This is a genomic window from Streptomyces sp. NTD91 (assembly GCF_059510455.1).
In genome coordinates, this window is sequence record NZ_JCAJZW010000034.1 from 1 (window position 1) to 25,625 (window position 25,625).

Genomic DNA, 25,625 nt, shown 5'->3' on the forward strand with positions numbered 1-25,625 from the left:
GGACGCGCACCACGGCTTCGCCGGGTCCGGGATCCGGCACCACGATCGTCTCGACCCGTACGGGCTGGTCCTTTCCCGGTGCGATCACGCCGCGTACTTCCTGCGCCATGGCCTGGCCCCTTCCTCGATTGCCTCCCCGCCGACCCTACGCGCGAGCGGTCAACAGCGGGACGAACCACGACGGTGCCCGTGCATCCTTCCGGCCGGCCGGTCCGGGCGGACACGGATGCCCTGCCTGCACGCTGAACCACACCTGCGGGGAGCCTCGATCCGCATCCGAACACCCGTCGAACCGCGTGGTGTTCCAGGAAGGGGCGCACCGACGCGGTACCGGTGCCCGCGCGGCGGCCGGCCCCCGTGTCCGTGGTGGATCAGTACTCGACGGCCGGCACCAGGCCCGTCGCCGGCGCCGCGAGGTCGGTGACCTGGTGCAACTCGCTGAGCCGGTTCAGCGCGCGCAGCTGCTCGGAGACCCGGGGGACCTCCTCCTTGTGCTGGGCCGGGATGTCGCTGAGGGTGAGCGAGTCGAGCGTGGCCATGGGGTGGATCAGCCCGGTGTTCGGTGCGCTGGTGCCGGCCGCGTGCGCCAGCGGTGCGGCAAGGCCGGTGACCCCGGCGGCGAGGCCGAGGGCTGCGACGATACGTCGTGTTGAGGTCATGTTCTCAGCAACGGCCGCCGCCCGTGTCCGGACACGGGCGGCGGCCCGCGCTCACCCGTGGGGCGGAGCCCGCCGTGCGCGCCTGCCGTGGCTCCGGGGCTGCGCTTGCCGTGGCCGCCGGGCCGGAGGAATCTCTAAGAGTGGGGGTCCGTGCGGCCTGCGCCCCGCCGGGCCGCCGGCGCCCGAAGGAGGTCACCCATGGGCACCACGACAGGTTCCGCCTTCGACATCGAGACATTGCGCCGCGGCATAGAAGGGACCACCGGCAACACCCTTCTGTCGCTCTACGCGGACGACGCGGAGATCCGTATCGTCGACCACAACAACCAGCCCAGTCACCCCACGGTGCTGCGCGGCCGTAGTCAGATCGCCGGGTTGCTGCACGACATCTACAACCGCGACATGACGCACCGGCTGGACCGGTGCGTCGTACAGGGCGATCACGCCGCGTTCAGCGAGTCCTGCCAGTACGGCGACGGCACCCGTGTCCTCTCCGAGTCGATGGTCACGTTGCGTGACGGCAAGATAGCCGACCAGTTGATCATCCAGGCCTGGGACGAATAGGCACACCGACCGCGGCGACCGGCGCCGCCAGGAGATTCGGGGGCCCAGGTCGCGTCCCGGCCGGCCCGGAGCTTCTCGGCGCGGGGAGTCCGTGGCGGCTGCCGCGGGTGTCGTACCGTTGCGCCGCCCCGTACCGGCGGCGCCGGACCGGCTCGGCGGCCGAGGCGCCGCCCGGAGCCGGTCCGCCGGGAGTCAGCCGTTGGTGAGCACCATCCGGAAGCGGGCGGCGCCGGAGAGCATCTTCTGGTAGGCCGCCTGCGCGTCGTCCAGCGGGACGGCCTCGGTCATTGGGCGGATGTGGTGCAGGACGCTGAACTCCATGGTGTCCTGCACGTCCCGTGAGGTGCCGGACGGGTGGCCGCGCACGACCCGGCCGCTCATCAGCAGCTGGACCGGGCTGATGCCCAGCGGCTCGGGGTCCGCGCCGATCACCACGAGTTCGCCGCGGGGCGCCAGGCCGTCCACGGTGGCCGCGATGGCCTGGGAGTTCCCGGCGGTGGCCAGCACCACGCTCGCCCCGCCGAGGGACTGCAGAGCCTCGCCGACCGGGGTGCCGGAGGTGCTGTCGACGTAGTGGTGGGCGCCCAGCTGCTCGGCGAACTCGGCCTTCTTCGCGCCCCGGGCGATCGCCACGGTCTCGAAGCCCATCGCTGCCGCGTACTGCACCCCGAGGTGACCGAGGCCGCCGATGCCGAGCACCGCGACCAGGTCCCCCGGCCGGGCGGAGCTGCGCCGCAGTCCGTTGTACGTGGTCACGCCGGCGCAGGCCATCGGCCCGGCGTCGCCCGGTGCCAGCGCGTCGGGGATCCGGGCCAGGGCGTCGACGGGCACGATCACCTTCTCCGCGAAGCCCCCGTCATAGGCCCAGCCGGGAACCTTCAGGTCGGCGCACACGATGAAGTCGCCCCTGCGGCAGGACGTGCAGTGGCCGCAGCTGCCGCCGAACCAGCCGACCGCGACCCGGTCGCCGACCTCGTAGCCCCAGTCCCGCGTTTCCGCGCCGAGCGCCTCGACGCGGCCCGCGATCTCGTGCCCGGGGACATCGGGAAAGGTCACGCCGGGCAGTCCGGCGTTCACGAAGAGGGTGTCGCTGTGGCAGATGCCGCAGGCCTCGACGGCGATCCGCACCTGCCGGGGCCCGGGCTCCGGCACCTCCCGCTCGACCAGTTCGAACGGGCCGCCCGCGGTCGTCACCTGCGCGACGCGATAGGTACTCATCACACGCTCTCCTGTGTCTCGCGGGGCCGTCCGCCGCTCCGGGCACGGGCAGGACGCCCCTCGCACCAGCAGACCAGCTCCGGGCCGATCCCGCGCGCCGAGCCCCCGCCGCCACGACTCGGACAGGCGGGCGCGCCGAGGCCCGTGTCGTGCACGCCGAAGCCCGTCGTACGGGATGGGCCGCGTCATCCGGGAGGCTGCCGCCAGCCCTCCGGGCGGAGCATCCCGAGCAGGAGACCCACCAGTTCGTCCACCACCTCGTCGAGCGTGGCGTCGACCCAGCCGGCGCTCCAGTCGTGCAGCAGGCCGTTGACGCTGCCGATGAAGGCCGTCGCGGCGAGGCGGTAGTCACGCGGCGCCGCCTCCCCGCGCGCCACGGCCGCGTCCGCCTCGGCGCGGATGAGGTCGATCCAGCGGGCCCGGCGGGCCAGCCGCTGCTCCTCCAGGCGGAGGCTGACGCCGACGATCTCCACGAAGGTGATGCGGATGCGGCGCGGGTCGGAGGTGACGTTCCCGGCGTAGGCCCGGAAGAGCACGGCGGCACGCTCGGCCAGCGGCAGCCCTTCCGCCGTGGCGAGGGCGTCCAGGACCGCCTGCTCGGCCCAGCCGTTGACCTGAAGGTGCAGGGCGGCGAGGACATCCTGGAGGGTGCGGAACTCCTCGTAGAACTGGCGGGTGGACAGGCCGGCGGCCTGGCTCAGCGCGGCGACGGTCGTGTTCCGGTAGCCGGTGGTGCCGCCGAACAGCTCCAGGGCCGCGTCCAGGAACCGGCGGCGCCGCTCGGCCTGCCGTTCCTCGGCTGATCTGCCGCCGTAGCGGCCCGTCGGCGCCTTCAGCCTGCCCGTCACCTTGTCCCCTCCGTCCGGCCCTCGCTCGCCCAATCTTGTCGTGCACACATCTTGTCGCGAAGGCGGTTCGCTCCTTACTTTTCAGTAAGTTCACTGTGAAAGCACCTGTGTTCAGATTCTCCTCACGTCTTCGAGAAAGTGAGAGCAGTCATGCCTGCCTCCAGATCCAGGCACCTGTGCTCCGTGGCCGCAGCCCTCGCCCTGACCGTCGCCGGCCCGGCGACCGCCGCCTCCGCCGCGAGCGGCACCCCCGACGGCCTGCGCGAGGTGCTGTTCGTCGGCAACAACTGGGACGGCACCGCCGACGTCATCAAGTCCTCCGGCGACTTCGCGAAGATCGGCCGGATCGACGTCGTCCCGGACAAGGCCCAGCGGCTGGCGGAGATCGACGCCGACCCGATCAAGTGGATCTACTACACGTCCATCCGCAACGAGGTCGGCGAGGGACACGACCAGTACGTGGACGACATGTACTCCACGCCCGACGGCGAGTCCGTGGTCGTGTCCCGGCCGAGCTTCGCCGACGTCGTCTCCATCGACCTGGCCACGGACAAGGTCAACTGGCGTTTCCCTGTGGCCGGTTACCGCGCCGACCACATGGCCGTCTCGCCCGACGGCACCCGGGTCGCCGTCTCCGCGTCCACCGCGGACAAGGTGCAGGTGCTGGACATCGACACCGGTAGGGAACTGGGCGAGTTCGACACCGGCGACAAGCCGCACGAGAACTTCTTCACCAACGGCGGCAGGTACATCTGGAACATGTCGATCGGCGAGGTGACGACCTCCCTGGACGACCCGGCCTGGGACTGGACCAAGGGCGACCGGCACATCACGATCGTCGACGCCACCACGTTCAAGCAGGTCAGAACGATCGACATGCGGCAGCGGCTGGACGCGGCCGGGCTGAAGGACTTCTCCGACGCCGTCCGGCCCGCGGCGTTCGCCCCCGACTGGTCCAAGCTGTACTTCCAGGTGTCGTTCTTCAACGGCTTCCTCGAGTACGACGTCGCCACCGACAGGATCACCCGCGTCAAGACGCTGCCGGAGAATCCCGCGACCAGTCCGGACCGCACCACCTGGCTGCTGGACTCGCGCCACCACGGCATCTCGATGAACCCCGAGGGAACGAAGCTGTGCGTCGCCGGGACGATGGACGACTACGCGACCGTGGTCGACCGGGCCTCCTTCGACGCCGGCCCGCTCATCACCGCCTCGACACCGTACTGGGCGACGGTGAGCGGCGACGGCAGGGACTGCGTCATCTCCGAGGCCGGCGCCGACCAGGTCACCGCCATCGACTTCGCCACCGGCCGCAAGGTGCTGTCGGTACCGGTCGGCGACCATCCGCAGCGCGTCCGGCTGGGACACGTCCGGGCCGACTGGGCGGGTCCGTCCGCCCGGTAGCGCCCACCGGCACCGCCCGGTGCCCTTGGCCCGCCGAGTGCTCCACCGCACGGACCGCGCGCAGGGCGATCTCGCGCCCCTGGCCGTCGGTGAACCGGCCGCGCCGCACGGTGAGCGGGGCGCCGTCGTACCAGAGGGAGCCGGCCGGGGTGGCGGCGGCGGGCGGGAGGCCCGCCACCGTCAGGAATCCGCACAGGACGACCAGGACGGCCGGCGGACTCCCGGAAAAACGACATGTCCACCACAGTCCGGCGGCGCCCGGTCGGCATCAAGCGGTCCTGACTCTCAGGTGACTTGACCATCAGTCCGTTCGGTGGCCCGGTCCCCCACCCTGCGGGTCACGTTGAGCAGGTACTCCTTCCTGTTCAGCGGGTTGTGGTCGGTGCGCCGCCGCCGCGGGACCGTGCCGCGGGTGACCGGCGCGTAGTGGTCGAACGCCGTCTCCAGCGCCCCCTCGCCCCGGGTGAGTCCGGGCAGCCGCTGCTCCAGCTCGTGCACCCGGGCGGCCGGCGCCGTGCCCTGGAGGACACAGGCCGCGCCGGGCGCGTCGGTGGTCTCCGGTACGGCGCCCAGCCGGGCGAGCACCGGAAGCAGCGTGCCGAGCGCGTCCGCCGGGGTCTCGAGCCGGAAGCGGTGCACGGGCTCGTGCACCAGGGTCCCCGCCCGGCGCAGCGCTTCGGTCAGGACCAGCGGGGTCAGGCCCCGGAAGTCGTAGCCGGTGCTCGACATGCTCTTGTCGAAGCCCTGGTGGGCATGGCTCTGGCGGGGCGAGTAGCCGGAGTGGGTCATGGTGACCGTGCAGTCGGGGACCTGCCAGCCGTACAGCCCCTGGCCGAGCGTCTCGCGGACGCTGGCCTCGACGGCCTTGAAGAAGGCGTACGGCATCGAGCCCAGCTCCACCTCCAGCCGGAACTCCACGCCCGCGCCGGGCGATGCGGGCTCGACGCGCAGGCCGACCGTGGCGAGGAACGGGTTGCCGTCCTTCTTGTTGAACTCCACGGCGTGCCCGGTGCCGACCGGCCGTTCGATGCACAGGGTCGTGGTCTCGCGGAAGGTGATGTCCAGGCCGTACTCCTCGGCGAGGGTCGCCTGGATCACCTCCTTCTGCACCTCGCCGTACAGGGACACCGAGGTCTCCCCGCGCTGCTCGTCGTGCCGGACACCGATGAGCGGATCCTGCTCGGCGAGCTGGGTGAGCGCGAGGTGCAGCGTGCGCCGGCCGGTGCCGGAGCCGGGCACGACGACCGTCTCCAGGGTGGGGGGCGCGAAGTGGTGCCGGTATCCCGCGCCCGGCCGGCCGAGGGTGTCGCCGATCCGGATGTCGCCGAGCCCCCACACCTTGACGATCCGTCCGGCAGCGGCCCGGTCCCGTCGCACGTCGGTACCGGCCTCGAACACGCTGAGCCCGGTGACACGGCCCTCGGCACGGCGCCGCGCATCGCGGCCGGCGACCCGGGCGCCGCCGCCCGGACGATCCGCCGGCCCATCGGGGCCCCGGCCGTTCGCACTGCCTGCGACGGCCCGCGCGGCCACGGTACGGTCGGGGCCGGCGGACCGGTCCTCGGCGCGCCCGTCGGCGCCCCGGCCCGGTGTCCCACCGTCCGTCGGAACCTCCTCCGCTCCCCCGCCGCCGAACGGGACCCGGTCACGGACGCGCAGAGTGCCCGAGAAGACGCGGGCATAGGCCACCTTCTCCCCGGCGGGGCCGCGTTCGACCTTGAACACCATGGCCGACAGGGGGCCGGCCGGGTCACCGCCGGCCGGGGGCAGCAGCTGCTCGATGCCGGTGATCAGCTCGGGAACACCGGCTCCGGTGACGGCGGAGCCGAAGTACACCGGGTGGACCAGCGCGCGGCGGGTCGGGGCGACGAGGGCGGTGTGCACACGCGTCTCGGTCACCGGGCCGTCGAGACAGGCGGCGAGCAGGTCGTCGTCGTGGTCGGCGAGCACGTCCAGCGCGGCCGGGCCGAGGCCGGGAACGAAACGGGCGGCGGGCGTGCCGGGCGCGGCGGACTCACCCATCGGTACGAGCGGAACGGACAGCCTGCGGGCCATCTGGTCCAGCACGGCGGAGCCGTCCGCACCACGCCGGTCGATCTTGTTCACGAAGATCAGCGTGGGGATCCGCAGCCGGCGCAGGGTGCGCATCAGGATCCGTGTCTGTGCCTGGACACCCTCGACGGCCGAGACGACCAGGACGGCGCCGTCGAGGACGCCGAGCACCCGCTCGACCTCGGCGATGAAGTCGGGGTGGCCGGGGGTGTCGATGAGGTTGACGGTGACGCCGTCGAGCGGGAACGAGACGACGGCGGACTTGATGGTGATTCCGCGCCGCCGCTCCAGCGCGAGGGTGTCGGTGGTGGTGCTGCCGGCGTCGACGCTGCCGATCCGGTCGATCACCCCGGCGGAGTACAGCAGCCGTTCGGTCAGGCTGGTCTTACCGGCGTCGACATGCGCGAGAATTCCGAGATTGAGCAGATGCACTGAGCGTGACGTCCTTCGGCACGGGGCGGATTCCTTCCTGGGCGGACATGCACGCAGCGCGCATCGGTGGACCTCTCTGTGTGTGACGACGGACGGCCCGCAGTGCAGCAGACACCGACACCCGGCAGCAATGGATTAACGCTCAACAAAAGCCCGTCCCCACACTCGCCGTGACCAGACCACGGCCGTAGGGTGACCTACATCACGTCCGCTGGCTGAACACCCCTCTCCCGCACGGTCTGGAGGGCACATGACCCACATCTCGGTGAACGTGGACGGCACGACGTACGAGGACGACGTGGAACCCCGTCTCCTCCTGGCCCATTACCTGCGCGACCGCCTCGGCCGCACCGGCACCACGATCGGCTGCGACACCTCCAACTGCGGCGCCTGCACGGTCGACCTGGACGGGGCGACCGTGAAGAGCTGCTCGGTGCTCGCCGTCCAGGCGGACGGCGGGACGGTCACCACGATCCAGGGACTCGCCGAGGACGGCGCCTGGACGGCGCTGCAGCGGGCTTTCCACGAGCAGCACGGTCTGCAGTGCGGCTACTGCACCCCCGGCATGATCATGGCGGCGCGCGATCTGCTCCGCGAGAACCCGAGCCCCGCACCGCAGGAGGTGTGCCACGCCCTGGAGGGCAACCTCTGCCGCTGCACCGGCTACCAGTACATCGTGCGCGCGGTGCTGGCCGCGTCCGGGCGGCCGGCCCAGGAGGCAGCCGAGGAGGTCACGGCATGACCGACCAGGCCGTCGAACGCGAGGTCGGCCGCCGCCGGCTGCGCAAGGAGGACGCCCGGCTCATCACCGGCCAGACCACCTGGACCGACAACATCCAGGTGGCCGGACTGCTGCACCTGGCGATCCTGCGCAGCCCGATGGCGCACGCGCGCGTCACCCGCGTCGACGTCTCGCCCGCCCTCGAACGCCCCGGTGTCGTCGCGGCGTTGAGCGGTGCCGACCTCGCCGAGGGGCTGGGCTCACTGCCCTGCGCCTGGCCGGTGACCGAGGACATCGTGCTGCCCGACCACCCCCCGGTCGCCGTCGACGAGGTCCGCTACGCGGGCGACCCGGTGGCGGTCGTGGTGGCCCGCGACCGGTACGCGGCCGCCGACGCCCTGGAGGCGATCGAGGTCGACTACGACCCGCTGCCCCCGGTCCTCGACCTGGAGGCCGCACTGGCCGAGGACGCCCCGCCGGTCCACGCCGACAAGGGCACCAACCGCTGCTACACCTGGCCGCTGGCCACCGGTGAGAGCTTCGCGGCGGTGCGGGAGCGCGCCGACGTGGTCCTCGAGCGCCGCTACCACCAGCAGCGGCTGATCCCCAACGCGATGGAACCGCGCGCGGTCGTCGTCACCCCGCTCGCCGCCTCCGGCGAGTACACCGTCCACTCGGCCACCCAGATCCCGCACATCCTGCGGATCATGCTGGCCACGGTCACCGGGATCCCCGAGCACAAGCTGCGGGTGATCGCCCCGGACGTGGGCGGCGGTTTCGGCTCCAAGCTCCAGGTCTACGGCGAGGAGGCCCTGGCGCTCGCGATCGCCCGGAAGCTCGGCCGGCCGGTGAAGTGGACCGAGTCCCGCTCCGAGGCCGCGCTCGCCACCCATCACGGCCGCGGCATGATCCAGGACATCGAGATCGCCGCCACCCGCGAGGGAAGACTGCTCGGGCTCAAGGTCGACCTTCTCGCCGACATGGGCGCCTACCTCATGCTCGTCACGCCGGGCATCCCGATCCTGGGCGCCTTCATGTACCCGGCGATCTACAAGATGGAGTCCTACGAGTTCACCTGCACGGGCGTCTTCACCACCCGCACGCCCACCGACGCCTACCGCGGCGCCGGGCGGCCCGAGGCGACCTTCGCCATCGAGCGGATCATGGACGAGCTGGCCGCCGAACTCGGCGTGGACCCGGTGGAGTTGCGGCGCCGGAACTGGATCCGGCACGAGGAGTTCCCGTACACCACGATCGCGGGACTGACCTACGACAGCGGCGACTACGAGGCGGCCACCGACAGGGCGCTCGCCCTGTTCGGGTACGACGACCTGCGCGCCGAGCAGCAGAAGCGCGTCGAGCGCGGCGACCCGGTACGGCTCGGCATCGGCGTGTCGACGTTCACCGAGATGTGCGGGCTCGCGCCGAGCCGGGTGCTGCGCGACCTGAGGTACGGGGCCGGCGGCTGGGAGGCGGCGAGCATCCGCATGCTGCCCACCGGGAAGGTCGAGGTGGTCACCGGGACCAGTCCGCACGGGCAGGGCCACGAGACGTGCTGGAGCCAGATCGCCGCGGACGTGCTCGGCGTGCCCTTCGAGGACGTCCAGGTCCTGCACGGCGACACCTCGACGGCCCCGCAGGGCATGGACACCTACGGCTCCCGGTCGCTGGCCGTCGGTGGCGAGGCCGTCCACCGGGCCGCCAGGTCGGTCGTCGAGAAGGCGCGCAGGGTCGCCGCGCATATGCTGGAGGCGAGCGAGCAGGACCTGGAGTTCAACGACGGCGTGTTCTCCGTGAAGGGCTCGCCGGAGGCCCGCAGGACCATCCAGGAGATCGCTTTCGAGGCGTTCACGAATCACGACCTGCCCGACGGCGTCGAGCCCTCGATCAACGCCGAGCACGTGGTGGACCCGGAGAACTTCTCGTATCCGCACGGCACCCACCTGTGCGCGGTGGAGGTGGACATCGAGACCGGCCGGACGCGGATCCGGTCGTACGTGTGCGTCGACGACGTCGGCCGGGTCGTCAACCCGCTGATCGTCGAGGGGCAGGTGCACGGCGGACTCGCGCAGGGCATCGCGCAGGCGCTGTACGAGGAGGCCGTGTACGACGACGACGGCAACCTCCTCACCGGCACGATGGCCGACTACCACGTGCCGTCAGCGGTTGATCTGCCGGACTTCGTCACCGACCGGACGGAGACACCGGCCACCTCGAACGCCCTGGGCGTCAAGGGAGTCGGCGAGGCGGGCACGATCGCCTCGACACCCGCAGTGGTCAACGCGATCGTGGACGCGCTCAGGCCGCTCGGCGTGCACGACGTCCGCATGCCCTGCACACCCGAGCGCGTGTGGCGCGCGGTGAAGGAGGCGTCGGCATGATTCCCCCGGCATTCGACTACGCCCGCCCGACGAGCGTCGAGGAGGCGGTGCGCACGCTCGCCGAAGCGGGTGAGGAGGCGAAGGTGCTGGCCGGCGGGCAGAGCCTGCTGCCGCTGCTCAGGCTCCGGCTGGCCTTCCCGGAGCTGGTCGTGGACGTCGGCCGGATCCCGGAACTGCGCGGGGTCCGCGAGGACGGCGACACGCTCGTCATCGGCGCCCTGACCACCCACCACGACGTGCTCCGCGACCCGTTGGTGCGCCGGCACGCCGGGCTGCTGGCCGAGGCGACCGCCACGGTCGCCGATCCCGCCGTACGACACCGGGGCACCCTCGGCGGGTCGCTGGCGCACGCCGACCCGGCCGGGGACCTGCCGGCGGTGGTGCTGGCCCTGGACGCCGAACTGGTCGCCGCCGGGCCGAACGGGCGCCGCACCGTCCCGGCCCGGGAGTTCTTCGTGGACTACCTCGAGTCGGCGCTCGCGCCCGACGAACTCCTCGTGGAGGTACGGGTGCCGAAGACCGGCGGCTGGAGCTTCCACTACGAGAAGTTCCACCGGGTCGCCCAGGCCTGGGCGATCGTCGGCGTGGCGGCACTGGTGCGGCGCGACGACGGGCACATCGCCGAGGCGCGGATCGGCCTGACCAACATGGGCTCGACCCCGTTGCGGGCGGTACAGGCCGAACGGGCGCTGGCCGGCGCCGACGGTCCCGGGCCGGTGGCGCGGGCCGCGGAGTCGGCCGCCGAGGGCACCCGGCCGTCGGCGGACGTCTCGGCATCGCCGGAGTACCGGGCACACCTGGCGCGCGTGCTGACCCGGCGGGCGGTGCTGACCGCGTCCGGAATGGGGTGAGCGCCGATCATCGCGATGGACGACCCGGAACAGGTGCGGGCCCGGCTGGAGGAGACGGGGTACCTCGTCGACAAAGGGCTGGCCGTCACCTGCTTCCTGGCCCTGAGGCTCCACCGGCCGCTGTTCTGCGAGGGCGACGCGGGCGTGGGCAAGACCGCGCTCGCCTCCGCCCTCGCCGAGGCCCTGGGCGCGACGCTGATCCGGCTGCAGTGCCACGAGGGCATCGACGCCTCGCAGGCCCTGTACGACTGGGACTTCCCGCGTCAGCTGCTGCATCTGCGCGCCGCAGAGGCGGCCGGGGTGACGGACGCGGACCGTCTGGAGAGCGAGCTGTACGACCGGCGCTTCCTCATCGCCCGGCCGCTGCTGCGCGCCCTGCAGACCCAACCGTCGGTGCTGCTCGTCGACGAGATCGACCGGGCCGACGACGAGTTCGAGGCGTTCCTGCTGGAGCTGTTGTCCGAGTACTCCGTCACCGTCCCGGAGCTGGGCACCCTGCGCGCCGAGGAGCCGCCGGTCGTCGTCCTCACCTCGAACCGCACGCGGGAGGTGCACGACGCGCTGAAGCGGCGGTGTCTCTACCACTGGTTCGACCATCCCTCCTTCGCCCGCGAACTGGCCATCGTGCGGCGCCGGCTGCCCCGGGTGTCGGCACGGCTGGCCGAGCAGGTGACGGCCCTGGTGCAGGCGCTGCGGGGCGCCGACCTGCTCAAACCGCCCGGAGTGGCGGAGACTCTGGACTGGGCCGAGGCCCTGGACGCGCTGGGGGCGAGCGAGGTGGACGCGGACCTGGCGGTCGCGACGCTGGGCTCGGTGCTGAAGTACCGCGAGGACGCCGACCGGGCACGGGGCCTCGATCTCGCCGCGGTCCTCGCGGCCCGGGGCGGGTGACGGCGGTGGGTACGGCCGGGAACGGGGCGCGCCGTCATCCCGATGCGGCTGCCGAAGGGCTCGGCGGCGCCGGGTGGCGGCCCGCGCGGAGGGACGGGCCCGGAACGGACGCCACGACCCCGCGGCCGGACACCGGACCACCCGCGACGGACCCCCGCCCCGGCTCGGACGCGGCGCCGGTCGCGGCGGATGCCGTGCTGGTCGGTTTCGTGCGGGCGCTGCGGGCGGCCGGCACCGAGGCGAGTACCGAGCGGCTGTACGCCTTCCTGCGCGCCGTTGCCGCCCTGCGTCCCGGGGTGCGCGCGGACGTGTACTGGGCTGGGCGGGCGACGCTGTGCGGCGGGCACGACGATCTGGAGCGGTACGAGCGGGTGTTCGCCGCGTACTTCGGCCGCTCCGGCGAGCGACCCCCGCAGCCGGTGCGCGCCGCTCCCCCGCCCCGGCTCCGGCTCGCCGCCCGGGAGGCGCACACCGGCGCGGGCACGCCGGGTGCCGGCGGGCCGCCGGGGCCGCCGGTCGCGGCGCTCGCCGGCTCGGCCGAGGTGCTGCGGCACCGCGACGTCGCCTCGCTCGGCCCCGCCGAGCGGGACCAACTGCGCCGTCTGCTGGCCGCGTTCGCCCTCCGGGGGCAGGCCCGGCGCTCGGCGCGGCGCAGGTCCGCCCGGCGCGGCGAGGTGGATCCGCGGCGCACCGTACGGGAGTTGCTGCGGCGTGGCGGGGAACCGGTCCGGCTGCGGCGGCACGCGCGCGCGCAGCTGCCCCGCCGGGTCGTGCTGCTCGTCGACGTGAGCGGCTCGATGGCGCCGTACGCCGACGCGCTGCTGCGGTTCGCGCACGCGGCGGTGCGCGGCGGCCGTACGGAGGTGTTCACGATCGGCACCCGGCTCACCCGGGTGACCCGCGAACTGTCGCACCGGGACCCGGACGCGGCGATGGCGGCGGTCGCCGCGGCCGTGCCCGACTGGCGCGGCGGTACCCGGCTCGGTGAGCTGGTACGGGAGTTCCTGAACCGCTGGGGCCGGCGCGGGATGGCGCGCGGCGCGATCGTCGTGCTGCTCTCCGACGGCTGGGAACGCGGCGATCCGCAGCTGCTGGGGGAGCAGATGCGCCGGCTGCACGCCCTCGCCCACCAGGTGGTGTGGGCCAACCCCCGCAAGGCACGGCCCGGTTACGCCCCGCTGGCGGCCGGCATGGCGGCGGCGCTGCCCAGCGTGGACGCCTTCGTCCCCGGCCACAGCCTGGGGGCGCTGGAGCGGCTGGCGGCGGTGGTGCGGGGCGCGCGGACCGGTGCGGCCGGGGTGAGAGGAGCGGATGGTGCGTGAGATCCTGCCGGCGCTGGCGCGCTGGCACGCGGCCGGGATGCCGTTCGGGCTGGCCACGATCGTCGCGGTCAGCCGCAGCGCGCCGCGCGGACCGGGTGCCGCGATGGCCGTGGGCCCGGACGACGAGGTCGTGGGGAGCGTGTCCGGGGGCTGCGTGGAGGGCGCGGTGTTCGAGCTGGCGCAGGAGGTCGTGGCGAGCGGCGAGCCGCGCCTGGAGACCTTCGGCTACAGCGACGAGGACGCCTTTGCCGTCGGGCTGACCTGCGGAGGCGAGATCACGCTGCTGGTGCGGCCGGTGACCGCCGCGTCGGACCCGGCGCTCGGCGCGGTGGCCGCCTCGGTCGCCGCGGGCGAGCCGGTGACCGTGGCCACGGTGGTGGACGGGCCGGCGCCGCGGGGCGCGGCCCTCGCCGTCTGGCCCGACCGGGCGGCCGGCACGCTCGGCACGAGCGGCCTCGACGTCGCCGTCACCGCCGACGCGCGCGGCGAACTCGCGCTCGGCGCCTCGGTGTCACGGCACTACGGGCCGCACGGCGAGCGCCGCGAGGACACCGTCACCGTGTTCCTCCAGTCCTTCGCTCCGCCGCCGCGCATGCTGGTCTTCGGCGCGATCGACTACGCGGCGGCGGTGGCGCGGATCGGCGACTTCCTCGGCTACCGGGTCACGGTGTGCGACGCCCGTCCCGTCTTCGCCACGCCCAGGCGCTTTCCGGCGGCCGTCGAGGTCGTGGCCGACTGGCCGCACCGCTATCTCGCCGGTACACGGACCGACGACCGCACGGTGGTCTGCGTCCTCACCCATGACCCGAAGTTCGACGTACCGCTCCTGGAGGAGGCCCTGCGCCGCCCGGCCGCCTACATCGGGGCCATGGGCAGCCGGAAGACCCACGAGGAGCGGCTCGCCCGGCTCACGGAGGCCGGCCTCACCCGGGCCGAGCTGTCCCGTCTGCGCTCTCCGCTCGGCCTGGACCTCGGGGCCCGTACGCCGGAGGAGGTCGCCGTGTCCGTCGCCGCCGAGATCGTCGCCGTGCGCTGGGGCGGCAGCGGAGCACCCCTGACCACCACCGCCGGCGCGATCCACCCGCCCGCCGCCTGACGAGCCAGTGAAGGAGCAGGTCATGGAACTGCACCACGAGTTCACCGTCCCCGTCCCGGTCGACGACGCCTGGCAGGCCCTGCTCGACATCGAACGGGTCGCGCCCTGTCTGCCGGGCGCGGTGGTGGAGGAGTACGACGGCAAGACCGTGACCGGCTCGGTCAAGGTCAAGGTCGGCCCGGTCACCGTCGCCTACCGGGGCACGGCGGTCTTCGAGCAGCAGGACCCGGCGGCACACCACATCGTGCTCGTGGCCAGCGGCCGCGAGACCCGCGGACAGGGCACGGCCAGGGCGACGGTCACCGGCACCCTGACCGAACGCGACGGCGGCACGGCGGTGTCGGTGGACACCGACCTCACCGTGACCGGCCGGCCGGCGCAGTTCGGCCGCGGCGTGCTCGCGGAGGTGGGCGACCGCCTGGTGGGGCAGTTCGCGAGCTGCCTTGCGGACCGCCTGACCGAGCGCCCACAGGCCGCGCAGGAGCAGCCGCGGCCGCGGGAGGAGCCGGGGCCGGAACCCGAGCCGCTGGACCTGCTGCGCACGGCCGGTGTGCCGGTGGCCAAGCGGGCCGCGGTCGTGGCGGCGGCGGTCGCCGTGCTGGCGTGGGCGGCGGCACGACTGCGACGGCACGGGCGAAGCCGGCGCCCCGCTCGGCGCCGCTGACGGGCCGTTCGCCCCGTCACCGGCCTTGGGCCCGCCAGGCTCCCGGCAGCAGCACTACGACGGCGGGCACGCCGGAGCCGTCGAGCACCCGTCGCCGACGGCACCGGCCTGCTGCCGCCGGGGCAGCCGGTGCAGGGTCACGTCGGTGAGTGCGCCGTCGGTGAGGGTCGCGGTGAGGTAGGTGCAGTGGGGCCGGCGGCGGCGGTCGGTCGGAGAGCCGGGGTTGAGCAGGCGCAGGCCGTTCGGGGCGGTGGTGTCCCAGGGGATGTGGCTGTGACCGAAGACCAGCACGTCCAGGTCGGGGAAGCGGGCGGCGCAGCGGGCCTCGCGGCTCCGGGCGGGGCCGGTGTCGTGCACCACGCCGAAGCGCAGGCCGCCCAGTTCGGCGTACGCCACCTCGGGGAGCCGGGCCCGCAGCTCGGGGCCGTCGTTGTTGCCGTACACCCCGACGAGGCGGCGGCTGCGGCTCTCCAGCAGGTCAAGGGTGGCGGTGTCGACCCAGTCGCCGGCGTGGAACACGACGTCCGCGCGCGGGAGTTCGGCCAGCAGCGGCTCGGGGAGCCGCTTGGCGCGCTTGGGCAGATGAGTGTCGGACATGAGCAGCAGGCGCACGCGGTCACCCTAGGGCCTGTCACGCCTGCCGCGCGGCCGCCCTTCGGGCAGCGACGCGGATGTCGGAAAGACCCTGGCCGCGGCAGGCAACGTTTGCCCGTCAAGGAGCGGCGTCCGGTGCGTGCTCTCGGCGTGCCGGGTGCACGCCCTCGTACTGGATGTACCTGGGTTTGTGCCCGGTGCGGCGAGTGGGGGCACCTCCCACGCCCTTGAGGCAGTGGGGGAGCGTGCCGGGCGTCGCGACGGGACGAACGTCGCCTGTGGGGGCAATAGGGCGTGTTTCGAAAGTGGCGTCGTCCGCCCGGAGGGCGGGGTCCGCGGCGTCTGGTGCGGTGCATCGCAAGGCGGAGGGTCGTCCCCGTACCGGGCGTACGTGGACGATCCCGACAACGCGGCGAGGTGCCGTGCCAGACGTCGCGGACCAGACCGGACTTTCGAAACACGCCCTAGCTCCGCCGGGAGGTCATCCGGCGCATGCCGCGTGCGGCGCCGAGCAGCGCGGCGCCCGTGCCGAGGGCGGTGGCCGCCGGGTGCCGTACCAGGGCCTGCTGCCAGGAGCGCGGATGGGCGCTGTCGTCGAAGGAGCCGTGGGCGCCGTGGTCCTCCGCGGGGTCCTGGTCGACGGGGGCGAAGAGGTTGTCCAGGCCGGCGGGCGGAATGCGGTCGGTCTGCTGGGAGTCGAAGCCGGTGCGGGCGAGGTAGCGGTCGAGCAGGGCCGGGACGAGCCGGTTGGCCCAGATGGTGGCCACCGTGCTGGCGCCGACGTAGTACTGCTTGCGGCGCGGGTGGTCGGCCGCGTACAGCACCCCGCGGGCGGCGACCTCCGGCTGGTAGATCGGCGGCACGGGCATCGGGTGCCGGGACAGCCGGGAGCGCACCCATTCGAACTGCGGGGTGTTGACGGCGGGCATCTGGACGACGGTGACGTGCACGTTGCTGCCGCGGTGCAGCAGTTCGGTGCGCAGGGAGGAGGTGAAGCCGTTGATGGCGTGCTTGGCGCCGCAGTACGCGGACTGCAGCGGGATCGACCGCTCCCCGAGGGCCGAACCGACCTGCACGATCGTGCCCCTGTCGCGCGGCAGCATCCGGGTGAGGGCGGAGCGGGTGCCGTTGACGAAGCCGAGGTAGGTGACGTCCGTGGTCCGCCGGAACTCCTCGGGAGTGATCTCGTCGAACGGCGCGAAGACGCTCGAGAAGGCGCAGTTGACCCATACGTCGATGGGGCCGAACTCCTTCTCCGCGGCCTCGGCGACGGCCTCCACCTGGGCCTGGTCCGCCATGTCGGCCGGCTGCACGAGCGGGCGTCCGCCGAGGGCCGCGACCTCGTCGGACGCCGCCCGCAGGCCGCCCTCGCCGCGCGCGACCAGCACGACGTTCGCGCCGCGCCGGCCGTACAGCCGGGCGGTGGCGCGGCCGATTCCGGCGCTGGCACCGGTGATGACGACGGTCGCGGTCATGATCATCTCCATTCGGGTGGGTCATTGCACTCGGCGGACGGTGGCCGGCAGGAGGGTGGTCCTGTCCCGGGCGAGGACGCCGTCCGCCACAAGGGCGTCGCCGGGGACGGGGTGGACGGCGGCGTCGACGGCCGGCTGGTCGCTCACGCCCGCCTCCTCAGCAGGCCCAGTCCGTACGCGGCGCCCGCGCCCAGTGCCGCGGCGGAGGCCGTCGTGGCCCAACGGGCCGCGCGCGAGGGTCCGGCCGGGCGGTCGGCCAGGCGTTCCGGGCGGTCGCTGGGCAGGTTGCCGTCCAGGCCGAGCGCGAGCACCTCGGCGAGGTGCAGGGCGCGGCGGCCGGTACCGCCCTGTTCGATCTGGGTGCGGCAGCTGAAGCCGTCGGCGAGGACGAGGCTGTCGGGCGCGGCTCCGCGGACGGCGGGCAGCACACCCTGCTCGGCGACGGCCATGGAGACCTCGTGGTGGCCGCGTTCGAAGCCGAAGTTGCCGGCGAGTCCGCAGCAGCCCTCGTCGAGGACCTCGGCGTCCAGGTGGGCACGGCGCATCAGTTCCTCGTCGGCGCCGTACTTCATGACGGCGTGCTGGTGGCAGTGCGTCTGGACGGTGGCCTGCCGCGCGAGCCGGGGTGGCTGCCAGTCGTCGGGTGCGTGGTGGACGAGTTGTTCGGCGAAGGTGCGGAACTTCCCGGCCAGCCGCTGGACGTCCTGGTCGGCGGGCATCAGTTCGGGGGCGTCGGCCCGGAAGACGGCCGTGCAGGAGGGTTCGAGACCGATGACGGGGGTGCCCGCCTCCAGGTAGGGGCGCAGCACCTTCAGTGTGCGGGTCAGCACCCGCTTGGCCACGTCGAGTTGGCCGGTGGAGATCCACGTCAGGCCGCAGCACACCGGTTCGGTGGGCACGGCGACCCGGAAGCCGGCGTCCTCGAGGACCCGTACGGCCGATTTGGCGATCGCGGGGTGGAAGTAGGTGCTGAAGGTGTCGGGCCACAGCACGACGGTGCGCGGGTCGGCGGGGTCCGGCTGCTCGCGGTCGCCGGCCTGCCACCACTGGACGAAGGACTCCCGGGCGAACACGGGTGCCGAGCGGGCCCCGTCGACGCCGGCGAGCCGCTTGCCCGCCGCGGCGAGACCGGGCGCGTGCAGCGCGGAGTTGACCAGGGAGGGGGCGATCCGTGAGAGGCGGGCCCACACCGGGAGGTAGCCCATGGAGTAGTGGGCGGCCGGGCGGATGCGGCCCTCGTAGTGGTGGGCCATGAACTCGGCCTTCAGGGTGGCCATGTCGACGCCGGTCGGGCAGTCGGACTTGCAGCCCTTGCAGGCCAGGCACAGGTCGAGCGCGTCCCGTACGGCGGTGGAGCGCCAGCCGTCCTTGATCGCGGAGTCGGCGTGGCCGTTCAGCATCTCGAACAGCAGCCGGGCCCGGCCGCGGGTGGAGTGCTCCTCCTCCATGGTGGCCCGGTAGGAGGGGCACATGACGCCGCCGGTGTGGCTGCGGCAGTTGCCGATGCCGACGCAGCGCATCACCGCGCGGTTGAAGGAGTGCTCGTCCTCGGGGAAGTCGAAGTGGGTGGAGGGGGTGGCCGGCCGCCATCCGGGACCGAGCCGGAGCTGCCCGTCGACGGGGTTGGGGCGGACGATCTTGCCGGGGTTCATCCGGTCGTGGGGGTCGAAGAGGGTCTTCAGCTCGCCGAACGCGGTCACGAGCCGCTCGCCGAACATGCGGGTGAGCAGTTCGCCGCGGGACTGGCCGTCGCCGTGCTCGCCGGACAGCGAACCGCCGTAGGAGGCGACGAGGTCGGCGGCGCGCTCCACGAAGCGGCGGAAGTGCGCCACGCCGTCGGCGGTGCGCAGGTCGAAGGGGATACGGGTGTGGACGCAGCCCTGTCCGAAGTGGCCGTACAGGGACGGGTGGTCGTAGTCGAACTCGTCGAACAGGCCTTTGAGGTCGCGCAGGTAGTCGCCGAGCCGGTCGGGCGGTACGGCGGAGTCCTCCCAGCCCTCCCAGGTCTCCCGGTCGTCGGGCGGGCGCGCGGTGACGCCGAGTCCGGCCTCGCGGGCCCTGAGCATCTTCTGCTCGCGCTCGGGGTCGTCCGAGAAGGCGATCCTGCTGTCCTTCTCGTCGCGGCCGACGGCGCGCAGCAGGGCGTGCGCCTGCTCGTCGACGTCCTCCTGGCTGTCACCGCTGTACTGCACCATCAGCCAGCTGGCGCCCTCGGGCAGCGCGTCGAGGGAGTCGAGGTAGGCGCCCTCCTCGCGCATCAGCTGCGCCATCCGGCCGTCCAGTGCCTCCAGTTGGGTGGGCGAGCAGTGCTCCAGCAGTTGCGGCACGTCGTCGGCGGCCGCGCAGATGTCGTCGTAGCCGAGGACCAGCAGCGACTGGTACGGCGGCACCGGCACGAGGTCGAGCTCGGCCCGCAGGACGGTGACCAGGGTGCCCTCGCTGCCGACGAGCGCCTTGGCGACGTCGAAGCCGTTCTCGGGCAGCAGGGAGTCGAGGTTGTAGCCGGAGACGCGGCGCGGGATCTTCGGGTAGCCGCGGCGGATGTCGGCGAGGTACTCGGTGGCGATGCGGTCGAGGCCGGCGTAGAGCTCGGCGAGCCGGCCGCCGCCCTGCACGATCCGGGCGCGCTCGTCGGGCGGGGTGGGGCCGACCCAGGCGCGCTGTCCGTCGTAGGTGAGGATCTCCAGTTGCCGGACGTTGTCGACGGTCTTGCCGTAGGCCTGGGCGGAGGCCCCGCAGGAGTTGTTGCCGATCATGCCGCCGAGGGCGCAGTGGCTGTGGGTCGAGGGTTTCGGACCGAACTGGAGCCGGTGCGGGGCGAGTTGACGATTGAGTTCGTCGAGGACGATCCCGGGCTCCACCACACAGGTGCGCCGCTCGGGGTCGACGGAGATCAGCCGGGTGCAGTACTTGCTCCAGTCGATCACCACGGCATGGTTGGTCGACTGTCCGGCGAGGCTGGTGCCGCCGCCGCGGGAGAGGACGGGGGCGTCGAAGCGTGCGCACACCGCGAGCGCCCGGGCGCCCGCCTCGACCGTGCGGGGGACGACCAGGCCCAGCGGGACCTGCCGGTAGTTCGAACCGTCCGTGGCGTAGGCACCGCGGCTGCCGACGTCGAAGCGGATCTCCCCGTCCACCTCGGCGCGGAGAGCCGCCTCCAGGCCGGACATGTCCGGAGGGGTCATCTGCGCTCCCTTGTGTTCACCGACCGCGTGGAGGTCACCGGCGTGCTGCCGGTTCGAGGACGGGCGAGTACCCGACAATTAGACAGGTAAAACTGAACAGTTTGGGCTGGACAGTTCAGGCTGCCGGTTCTAGGGTGGCGGCATGGCCGACATCTCCGACTCCGCCGCCCGCGCCGCGCGTGATCTGCGCGTGGTGTTCAGCCGGCTGCGGCGCCGTATCCGCGAGGTCGCGCAGGACACCGACCTGAGCCCCTCCCAGGAGTCGGCGCTGACCCTGGTGGGCAAGCACGGCGCCGCCACGGCCAGCGCGCTGGCCGCCGCCGAGGGTGTGCGCCCGCAGTCGATGGCGACGACGCTGGCCGCCCTGGACCAGCACGGGCTGATCCGGCGCGCCCCCGACCCGGACGACGGCCGCCGCCAGCTGGTCACCCTGACCGATGCCGGGCGGGCCCGGATCGAAGGCAACCGGCAGGTGCGCGAGGAGTGGCTGGCCCGCGCCTTCCAGGAGCGCTACACCGAGCAGGAGCGGCAGACCGTCCTCACGGCGCTGGAGCTGATGCAACGGCTGTCGCGGTCGTGACACTGAGGCAGACCGCACACGCCGAGCGGAGCACCGGCCCCTCCCCCGCCGGGTTCGACCGCCGGCTGATCCCCCCCATGCTGGTCGGCTCTGTCCTCAACCCCGTCAACTCCTCGATGATCGCCGTGGCCCTGGTGCCCATCGGCGTAGCCTTCGGGGCCCCGCCCGCCGAGACCGCCTGGCTGGTCTCGGCGCTCTATCTGGCCACGGCCGTCGGGCAGCCCGTCATGGGCCGCCTGGTGGACATGTACGGCCCGCGCCGGCTCTATCTCGCCGGTACGGCCCTGGTCGGCGTCGCCGGTCTGCTCGGTGCGCTCGCTCCCTCGCTGGGCGCACTCGTCGCGGCCCGGGTCCTGCTGGGCTTCGGCACCTCGGCGGCCTACCCGGCAGCCATACGGCTGACCCGCAGCGAGGCCGAACGCACCGGGCGGGACAGCCCGGCCGGGATGCTGGCCGCGCTGGCCGTCGCCAACCAGACGGTGGCCGTCGTCGGGCCCGCACTCGGCGGTCTGCTGATCGGCCTCGGCGGCTGGCGTGCGGTGTTCACGGTCAACGTGCCGCTCTCGGCGGCCTGTCTGGTGCTCGGCACCCTGCGGCTGCCCCGGTCCGCAACCCGGCGGCGCGGCGTGGACCTGCCCGGCATGGCACTGTTCGCGGTGCTGCTGGTCGCGCTGATGGTGTTCCTGATGGAGCCGCGCACCGGCCGCTGGTACCTGCCGGTGCTGTCGGCCGTCGCCGCCGCGGGTTTCGCGGCGCGCGAGCTGCGGGTGCCGGACCCGTTCATCGACCTGCGCGTCCTCGGCGGCAACGGCCCGCTGCTCGCCACCTACGTGCGCCAGCTGCTCGCCTGCACCACCTCCTACGCCTTCATGTACGGCTACACCCAGTGGCTGGAGCAGGGGCGCGGGCTCAGCGCCTCCACCGCCGGGCTCGTGCTGCTGCCGCTGTCGGTGTCCGCGCTGATCGTGTCCACGCTCACCGGAGGCCGGGAGGCGGTGCGCGGCAAGCTGCTCACCGGCTCCGCGCTCCAGGTCGCGGGCTGCGCCCTGCTGCTTTCGGTGCGCGCCGACAGCGCGCTGTGGCTGCTGCTCACGGTCGGCACCATACTCGGTGTCCCGCAGGGCCTGATCGGTCTGGCCACGCAGAACGCCCTGTACCGGCAGGCCGAGCCGGACCGGATCGCCTCCGCCGCCGGGCTGCTGCGGACCTTCTCCTACCTCGGCGCGCTGGCCGCGTCCGCCGCCACAGCGGCGTTCTACCCGCACCGCGCCGACACGGCCGGGCTGCACGGCCTGGCCCTGTTCATGCTCGCCGGCTCCGCACTGCTGCCGGCGACGACCCTCCCCGACCGTTCCCTCGGCCGGACCGCAACCCCGACCTCTCGAAAGGCCTGACCGCCCCCATGGCACTCACCACGCTCGACCCCCGCACCGCCCTCGTCGCGATCGACCTGCAGAACGGCATCGTCGGCATGCCGGTCCAGCCGCACGCGGCCTCGGACGTCGTCTGCCGCACCGCCGAACTCGCCGACGCCTTTCGCGCCGAGGGACTGCCCGTGGTCCTGGTCCGCGTCTCCTTCGCGCCCGACTGGGCCGACGCCGTCCCCGGCCGCACCGAGCGCCAGGCGCGGGGTCTCGCCTTCCCCGAGGGCTGGGACGTCATCACCGACGAGCTGAACGGCCACCCCGGCGACATCCGTGTCACCAAGCACAACTGGAGCGCGTTCCACGGCACCGACCTGGACGTGCAGCTGCGCCGCCGCGGCGTCACCCAGATCGTGCTCACCGGCATCGCCACCAGCATCGGCGTGGAGTCCACCGCCCGCGACGCCTACGCCCACGGCTACCACGTCGCCCTCGCCACCGACGCGATGGCCGACGGCGACGCCGACGCGCACACGAACAGCGTCGAGCGGATCTTCCCGCGGCTCGGCGAGAGCGGCACCACCGCAGAGATCCTGGAACTGCTCGCCAAGACCCACGGCTGACCGTCCGGCCCGGGCCCGTGCGGCGCAGCGGGGGTGCCCGCACACCGCCGCAGGGTCCGGGTAGCATTCGGCCACGCTCACCCGTGCCACCCAGGCAACGGGAAGCGAACAGAGGGGGCTTGCAACCGGATGCCGGTCAAGGTCAGCGTCATCGTCCCCGTGTACAACCCGGGGCCGTACATCGAGGACTGCATCGCCTCGCTGCTGCGCCAGTCGCTGCCTCCCGACGAGTACGAAGTGATCTTCGTGGACGACGGCTCCACCGACGCCACCCCGGCCCGGCTCGACGCCCTCGCCGCCGAGCACCCGCACATACGCGTCATCCACCAGGAGAACTCCGGCTGGTCGGGCAAGCCCCGCAACGTCGGCATCGAGGCCTCCGGCGGCGAGTTCGTGATGTTCGTCGACAACGACGACCGGCTCGGCGACGAGGCCCTGGAGCGGATGTACGACTACGGGGTCGCCAACAAGGCGGACGTCATCGTCGGCAAGATGGCCGGAAAGGGCCGCCCGGTCCCGGTGGAGCTGTTCCGCCGCAACCGCCCGCACGCCACCGTCGGCAACGCCCCCCTGATCGACAGCCTCACCCCGCACAAGATGGTCCGGCGCTCCTTTCTCGAGCGCACCGGGCTGCGTTTCCCCGAGGGCCGGCGGCGCCTGGAGGACCACGTCTTCTTCACCGAGGCCTATCTGCGCGCGGACAACGTCTCGGTGCTCAGCGACTACGTCTGCTACTACCACATCAAGCGCGACGACGCCTCCAACGCCGGCTACCAGCGCTTCGACCCGGCGGGCTACTTCCAGAACCTCCGTGAGGCCCTCGACGTGGTCGAGCGGCACACCGAACCCGGCCCGCTGCGCGACAGACTGCTGCGCCGCTGGCTGCGGGTGGAGATGGTCGAGCGGATGAGCGGCCGCCGGCTGCTGGCGATGCCCGACGACCACCGGCGCGCACTGCTGAAACAGATGCACGCGGTCGTCGTCGAGCGCTTCGGCCCCGGCGTCGCCCCCGGCCTGCGCCCCGGACAGCGGATCGTCGCCGCGCTGATCCGCGAGGACCGCCACGACGACCTGGTCGCCCACGCCGAGTGGGAGACCGGGGTGCGGCCGCGGGCCGTACCGGCCGGGGCGGCCTGGCGGGACGGCGCCCTGTGCATCGACCTCGGCGCCGAGTACACCACCCCCGAGGGTCCGCTGACCGTCCCGGCGGACGCCTCGCGGCCCCCGGCGGACGGCGCGCCCCGCGATCTCGCCGAGGCCGCGTCCTGGCTGGCGGCGGCCGCCGAGCACGGCTTCGAGACGGCCACCGTCGATCTGATCGTGCGCGACCGGGAGAGCGCGGCCTCCTTCTTCCAGCCGGTCGAGGTCACCCGCGAGCGGGTCCCGGCCGGGGCCGGCGGCACCCGGCTGCTGCTGCGCGCCACGGCCACCGTCGACCCCGCCACGGCGGCCGGCGGCGACCCGCTCGACGCCGGCCTGTGGGACCTGTACGTGCGGGTCGGCCTGGGCGGCTGGACCAAGGAGTGCCGGCTGGGCCCCGCCCCGGCGCAGGGGCTCGCACTGCCGCCGGCCGGGATCGTCGGGGGCCGGGTCGTCCTGCCGTACTGGACGAAGCAGTACCGCAACCTGTCGCTGGACGTGGACCGTGCCGTGAAGTCCCTCGGACTGCACCGGCTCACCCCCGCGGACGCGACGGTCTCCGACGCCGAGACGCTGACCGTCGCGCTGCCGCTGTACGTCCCCGACAGCACGACGGTCACCGTCCGCCTGGCCGGTACCGCCGGCCGCGCGGTCGACCGGCCGGCCGTGCTGACACCCGCCGACGGTGTCCACGCGCTGCTGGAGGCCGCGCTGCCGCTGCGCGAGCTGCGCGGCGCCCTGTGGCGCACGGAGCTGCGCCTGCCGGGCGGCCGGATCCTGAAGCTGCCGCTGCTGCTGCGGGTGGGGCGCGGGCCGGGCGCCGTCGAGGTGGTCCGCCCGGCGCAGCCCGGTATGCTGCGCCGACTGCTGCGCGGGGCACGGCGCGTGCTCGGCGGCGTACGGCGACCGCGGGCGACCGCGACGACACGGAAGGCATGACGGCGTGCGGCGACTGGGGATAGGGGGGGCCTGGGTGCTGGAGCCCCGGGTGTTCCCCGACGACCGGGGCAGCTTCCACGAGTGGTACCGGGGCGCGGAGTTCCGCGAGGCCACCGGCTACGACCTCGGCCTCGCCCAGGCCAACTGCTCGGTGTCCCGGCGGGGCGTGCTGCGCGGCATCCACTTCGCCGACGTGCCGCCAGGCCAGGCCAAGTACGTGACCTGTGTGCGCGGGGCCGTCCTCGACGTGACGGTGGACATCCGCGTCGGCTCGCCCACCTACGCACAGTGGGAGGCCGTACGGCTGGACGACGAGTCCCGGCGCGCGGTGTTCCTCTCCGAAGGGCTCGGGCATGCCTTCATGGCGCTCACCGACGACGCCACGGTGGTGTACCTGTGCTCCACCGGGTACGCGCCCGAGCGCGAGCACGGGCTGCATCCGCTCGATCCTGCGCTGGACATCGCCTGGCCCGAGGGCATCGAGCCGGTGCTGTCGGGCAAGGACGCCGAGGCGCCCACCCTGGCCGAGGCGGAGCGGTCCGGGCTGCTGCCCACGTACGCGGACTGCTCCGCCCACTACCGGCGGCTGCGCTCGGGCGCGTCCAGCCGCTGACGGCGGTGC

Annotated in this window: 22 protein-coding genes; 14 read left to right on the forward strand and 8 right to left on the reverse strand. The window is 73.4% G+C overall.

The genetic code is table 11. The features are described 5' to 3' along the window. Window positions 1-371 precede the first annotated feature (371 nt). The gene (locus AC5WRT_RS28310) at window positions 372-659 is read right to left on the reverse strand and encodes a hypothetical protein (RefSeq protein ID WP_496097050.1); all 288 of its coding nucleotides are present in this window, start codon (window positions 657-659) and stop codon (window positions 372-374) included. A 198-nt stretch (window positions 660-857) separates the two neighbouring features. On the opposite strand from AC5WRT_RS28310, the gene AC5WRT_RS28315 reads away from it, so the two are divergent. Continuing rightward, entirely contained in the window at window positions 858-1,223 is a 366-nt protein-coding gene (locus AC5WRT_RS28315; RefSeq protein WP_496097051.1) for a nuclear transport factor 2 family protein, read from the forward strand. Between the two features lie 192 nt (window positions 1,224-1,415). Here the strand turns inward: AC5WRT_RS28315 and AC5WRT_RS28320 are convergent, their stop codons facing one another. Beyond that, window positions 1,416-2,441 carry an alcohol dehydrogenase gene (locus tag AC5WRT_RS28320; RefSeq protein ID WP_496097052.1) on the reverse strand — a complete coding sequence of 342 codons (1,026 nt, stop codon included), beginning with the start codon at window positions 2,439-2,441 and terminating at the stop codon, window positions 1,416-1,418. Between the two features lie 185 nt (window positions 2,442-2,626). Next, window positions 2,627-3,289: a TetR/AcrR family transcriptional regulator gene (locus AC5WRT_RS28325; RefSeq protein ID WP_496097053.1), complete on the reverse strand. Its 663-nt coding sequence runs from the start codon at window positions 3,287-3,289 to the stop codon at window positions 2,627-2,629. A gap of 150 nt (window positions 3,290-3,439) precedes the next feature. Between AC5WRT_RS28325 and AC5WRT_RS28330 the strand changes: the two genes are divergently transcribed. Further along, complete coding sequence (locus AC5WRT_RS28330) at window positions 3,440-4,693, forward strand: YncE family protein (protein ID WP_496097054.1); 1,254 nt, start codon at window positions 3,440-3,442, stop codon at window positions 4,691-4,693. A 285-nt stretch (window positions 4,694-4,978) separates the two neighbouring features. Here AC5WRT_RS28330 and AC5WRT_RS28335 read toward each other — a convergent pair whose 3' ends face one another. Next, complete coding sequence (locus AC5WRT_RS28335) at window positions 4,979-7,177, reverse strand: GTP-binding protein (RefSeq protein ID WP_496100734.1); 2,199 nt, start codon at window positions 7,175-7,177, stop codon at window positions 4,979-4,981. Between the two features lie 250 nt (window positions 7,178-7,427). On the opposite strand from AC5WRT_RS28335, the gene AC5WRT_RS28340 reads away from it, so the two are divergent. From AC5WRT_RS28340 to AC5WRT_RS28370, 7 genes are all read left to right on the forward strand, one after another. Beyond that, window positions 7,428-7,919 carry a (2Fe-2S)-binding protein gene (locus AC5WRT_RS28340; protein WP_496100735.1) on the forward strand — a complete coding sequence of 164 codons (492 nt, stop codon included), beginning with the start codon at window positions 7,428-7,430 and terminating at the stop codon, window positions 7,917-7,919. Then, window positions 7,916-10,279 carry a xanthine dehydrogenase family protein molybdopterin-binding subunit gene (locus AC5WRT_RS28345; protein ID WP_496100736.1) on the forward strand — a complete coding sequence of 788 codons (2,364 nt, stop codon included), beginning with the start codon at window positions 7,916-7,918 and terminating at the stop codon, window positions 10,277-10,279. The genes AC5WRT_RS28340 and AC5WRT_RS28345 overlap by 4 nt, the downstream gene beginning before the upstream one ends. Further along, window positions 10,276-11,130, forward strand: a complete 855-nt coding sequence (locus AC5WRT_RS28350) for an FAD binding domain-containing protein (protein ID WP_496097058.1) — start codon at window positions 10,276-10,278, stop codon at window positions 11,128-11,130. Before AC5WRT_RS28345 ends, AC5WRT_RS28350 begins: the two co-directional genes overlap by 4 nt. Before the next feature lie 15 nt (window positions 11,131-11,145). After that, window positions 11,146-12,021 (forward strand): AAA family ATPase, encoded by an 876-nt coding sequence (locus AC5WRT_RS28355; protein WP_496097059.1) that lies wholly within the window; start codon window positions 11,146-11,148, stop codon window positions 12,019-12,021. Window positions 12,022-12,215: 194 nt separating this feature from the next. After that, window positions 12,216-13,343, forward strand: coding sequence for a vWA domain-containing protein (locus AC5WRT_RS28360; RefSeq protein WP_496100737.1), 1,128 nt, complete (start codon window positions 12,216-12,218; stop codon window positions 13,341-13,343). Beyond that, complete coding sequence (locus AC5WRT_RS28365) at window positions 13,336-14,439, forward strand: XdhC family protein (protein WP_496100741.1); 1,104 nt, start codon at window positions 13,336-13,338, stop codon at window positions 14,437-14,439. Before AC5WRT_RS28360 ends, AC5WRT_RS28365 begins: the two co-directional genes overlap by 8 nt. A 22-nt stretch (window positions 14,440-14,461) precedes the next feature. Then, on the forward strand, window positions 14,462-15,103 hold the full coding sequence (locus AC5WRT_RS28370) for an SRPBCC family protein (RefSeq protein WP_496097061.1): 642 nt from the start codon (window positions 14,462-14,464) through the stop codon (window positions 15,101-15,103). Between the two features lie 54 nt (window positions 15,104-15,157). Here AC5WRT_RS28370 and AC5WRT_RS28375 read toward each other — a convergent pair whose 3' ends face one another. The 4 genes from AC5WRT_RS28375 to AC5WRT_RS28390 form a co-directional block, all read right to left on the reverse strand. Further along, a complete protein-coding gene (locus tag AC5WRT_RS28375) occupies window positions 15,158-15,715 on the reverse strand; it encodes a metallophosphoesterase family protein (RefSeq protein WP_496097062.1) in 558 nt (185 codons plus the stop codon). Between the two features lie 446 nt (window positions 15,716-16,161). Next, window positions 16,162-17,172, reverse strand: a complete 1,011-nt coding sequence (locus tag AC5WRT_RS28380) for an SDR family oxidoreductase (RefSeq protein WP_496097063.1) — start codon at window positions 17,170-17,172, stop codon at window positions 16,162-16,164. Between the two features lie 21 nt (window positions 17,173-17,193). After that, window positions 17,194-17,319: a hypothetical protein gene (locus tag AC5WRT_RS28385; protein ID WP_496097064.1), complete on the reverse strand. Its 126-nt coding sequence runs from the start codon at window positions 17,317-17,319 to the stop codon at window positions 17,194-17,196. Beyond that, window positions 17,316-20,357, reverse strand: coding sequence for an FAD-binding and (Fe-S)-binding domain-containing protein (locus tag AC5WRT_RS28390; protein ID WP_496097065.1), 3,042 nt, complete (start codon window positions 20,355-20,357; stop codon window positions 17,316-17,318). The genes AC5WRT_RS28385 and AC5WRT_RS28390 overlap by 4 nt, the downstream gene beginning before the upstream one ends. 142 nt (window positions 20,358-20,499) lie before the next feature. Here AC5WRT_RS28390 and AC5WRT_RS28395 point away from each other — a divergent pair, with 142 nt between their 5' ends. The 5 genes from AC5WRT_RS28395 to rfbC all read left to right on the forward strand — a co-directional run bounded on the left by AC5WRT_RS28395 (window position 20,500) and on the right by rfbC (window position 25,616). Then, window positions 20,500-20,937, forward strand: a complete 438-nt coding sequence (locus tag AC5WRT_RS28395; RefSeq protein WP_496097066.1) for a MarR family winged helix-turn-helix transcriptional regulator — start codon at window positions 20,500-20,502, stop codon at window positions 20,935-20,937. Next, window positions 20,934-22,331 (forward strand): MFS transporter, encoded by a 1,398-nt coding sequence (locus AC5WRT_RS28400; RefSeq protein ID WP_496097067.1) that lies wholly within the window; start codon window positions 20,934-20,936, stop codon window positions 22,329-22,331. Before AC5WRT_RS28395 ends, AC5WRT_RS28400 begins: the two co-directional genes overlap by 4 nt. Before the next feature lie 8 nt (window positions 22,332-22,339). Then, on the forward strand, window positions 22,340-22,924 hold the full coding sequence (locus AC5WRT_RS28405) for a hydrolase (protein WP_496097068.1): 585 nt from the start codon (window positions 22,340-22,342) through the stop codon (window positions 22,922-22,924). A 129-nt stretch (window positions 22,925-23,053) separates the two neighbouring features. Next, window positions 23,054-25,003, forward strand: a complete 1,950-nt coding sequence (locus tag AC5WRT_RS28410) for a glycosyltransferase family 2 protein (protein ID WP_496097069.1) — start codon at window positions 23,054-23,056, stop codon at window positions 25,001-25,003. A gap of 4 nt (window positions 25,004-25,007) precedes the next feature. Beyond that, the gene (rfbC, locus tag AC5WRT_RS28415; protein ID WP_496097070.1) at window positions 25,008-25,616 is read left to right on the forward strand and encodes a dTDP-4-dehydrorhamnose 3,5-epimerase; all 609 of its coding nucleotides are present in this window, start codon (window positions 25,008-25,010) and stop codon (window positions 25,614-25,616) included. Window positions 25,617-25,625: the final 9 nt, after the last annotated feature.

Bases quoted from the DNA above. Each gene is read 5' to 3' on its own strand.
- AC5WRT_RS28355 (WP_496097059.1), top strand. From the start codon at position 11,146: ATGGACGACCCGGAACAGGTGCGGGCCCGGCTGGAGGAGACGGGGTAC.
- AC5WRT_RS28380 (WP_496097063.1), bottom strand. From the start codon at position 17,172: ATGACCGCGACCGTCGTCATCACCGGTGCCAGCGCCGGAATCGGCCGC.
- AC5WRT_RS28345 (WP_496100736.1), top strand. From the start codon at position 7,916: ATGACCGACCAGGCCGTCGAACGCGAGGTCGGCCGCCGCCGGCTGCGC.
- AC5WRT_RS28320 (WP_496097052.1), bottom strand. From the start codon at position 2,441: ATGAGTACCTATCGCGTCGCGCAGGTGACGACCGCGGGCGGCCCGTTC.
- AC5WRT_RS28340 (WP_496100735.1), top strand. From the start codon at position 7,428: ATGACCCACATCTCGGTGAACGTGGACGGCACGACGTACGAGGACGAC.
- AC5WRT_RS28370 (WP_496097061.1), top strand. From the start codon at position 14,462: ATGGAACTGCACCACGAGTTCACCGTCCCCGTCCCGGTCGACGACGCC.
- AC5WRT_RS28350 (WP_496097058.1), top strand. From the start codon at position 10,276: ATGATTCCCCCGGCATTCGACTACGCCCGCCCGACGAGCGTCGAGGAG.
- AC5WRT_RS28395 (WP_496097066.1), top strand. From the start codon at position 20,500: ATGGCCGACATCTCCGACTCCGCCGCCCGCGCCGCGCGTGATCTGCGC.
- AC5WRT_RS28310 (WP_496097050.1), bottom strand. From the start codon at position 659: ATGACCTCAACACGACGTATCGTCGCAGCCCTCGGCCTCGCCGCCGGG.
- AC5WRT_RS28405 (WP_496097068.1), top strand. From the start codon at position 22,340: ATGGCACTCACCACGCTCGACCCCCGCACCGCCCTCGTCGCGATCGAC.
- AC5WRT_RS28390 (WP_496097065.1), bottom strand. From the start codon at position 20,357: ATGACCCCTCCGGACATGTCCGGCCTGGAGGCGGCTCTCCGCGCCGAG.
- AC5WRT_RS28315 (WP_496097051.1), top strand. From the start codon at position 858: ATGGGCACCACGACAGGTTCCGCCTTCGACATCGAGACATTGCGCCGC.
- AC5WRT_RS28410 (WP_496097069.1), top strand. From the start codon at position 23,054: ATGCCGGTCAAGGTCAGCGTCATCGTCCCCGTGTACAACCCGGGGCCG.
- AC5WRT_RS28330 (WP_496097054.1), top strand. From the start codon at position 3,440: ATGCCTGCCTCCAGATCCAGGCACCTGTGCTCCGTGGCCGCAGCCCTC.